Origin of the sequence: Metalysinibacillus jejuensis (assembly GCF_003057615.1) — a bacterium.
Lineage (GTDB): Bacteria > Bacillota > Bacilli > Bacillales_A > Planococcaceae > Metalysinibacillus > Metalysinibacillus jejuensis.
This window is the reverse complement of record NZ_QAFW01000134.1, coordinates 1-1,072: the sequence shown is the minus strand read 5'-3', so window position 1 is coordinate 1,072 and position 1,072 is coordinate 1. Positions and strand designations below refer to the sequence as shown.

Sequence of the window (1,072 nt, the reverse complement as noted above, 5' to 3'; positions counted from 1 at the left end):
ACGAGCAAAGTTCGTTTATTCAACGCGGAAAAGCGCCGACGGCGGCGATTCCTCGTAGCATTGCGGGGCCAACGGTGTTGGCAAAAGTAATTTATGATAAATTCTCGCTTTATCTACCGCTTTATCGTCAAGTGAAAGAGTGGACACGTGCAGGATTAATCACGAATGATAAAAATCTTTCGAATTGGGTCATTCGTGTAGCGGAAGATTGGCTATTGCCAATTTACGAGGAAATGAAACATGTCCTTTCGGCCAAAACACTGCTTCATATTGATGAAACGGTTGCCAAAGTATTAAATCGTTCCGATGGAAAACGTCCACAATCAAATGCGTATAACTGGGTATTCCGATCCGTCCCAACAGAGGGGCCAGTGGTTATTCTATTTGAGCATGCATTAACGAGAAGTCGAACGGTATTGGAGAACTATTTGGCTGACTTTAAAGGCACGGTTATTTGTGATGGTTACGCTGCCTATGATAAGTTATCCAACATTACGTTCGCTAACTGTTGGGCGCACGTTCGACGTTATTGGGGAAAGGTTGAAAGTAAGAACGGGCGTATTGGCTTGGCTTACTGCAACAAACTCTATGCATTAGAACAAAAATTCAAAGGACTACCACCGAAGCAACGACAAAAAATGCGATGGCGATATGCAAGAAAGATTATTCGTAAGTTTTTTGGATGGCTTGAAAAATCACAGTTCTTTGGTAAAAATGCATTAGCTACGGCAACTGAGTATACGTTGAATAGAAGAAAAGAGCTGAAAGCATTTCTGTATAATGGGCAAATTGAAATTGATAATAACCCAGCAGAAAATGCGATTCGTCCAACGGTCATCGGCCGGAAAAATTGGCTCTTCTCTGTTAGTGAAGCAGGTGCCAAAGCGAATGCGATTTGTTTGAGTTTAGCAGAAACAGCAAAAGCAAATGGAATTGATTTCTATCAATACCTGGTAAAGCTTTTAATGGAACTGCCGAATTTACCAATTCACCAGCAACCTGAATTATTACAAGAGTACATGCCTTGGTCGGCCAAAATTCAAGCAACATGCGCCAAGATCAAAGCAGCATA

General features: G+C 41.7%; 1 protein-coding gene. It reads left to right on the top strand.

The features are described 5' to 3' along the window. Positions 1–1,072 (top strand): IS66 family transposase (tnpC, locus tag DDE80_RS14430; protein WP_108308640.1); only part of this gene is annotated, 1,072 nt, incomplete at both ends.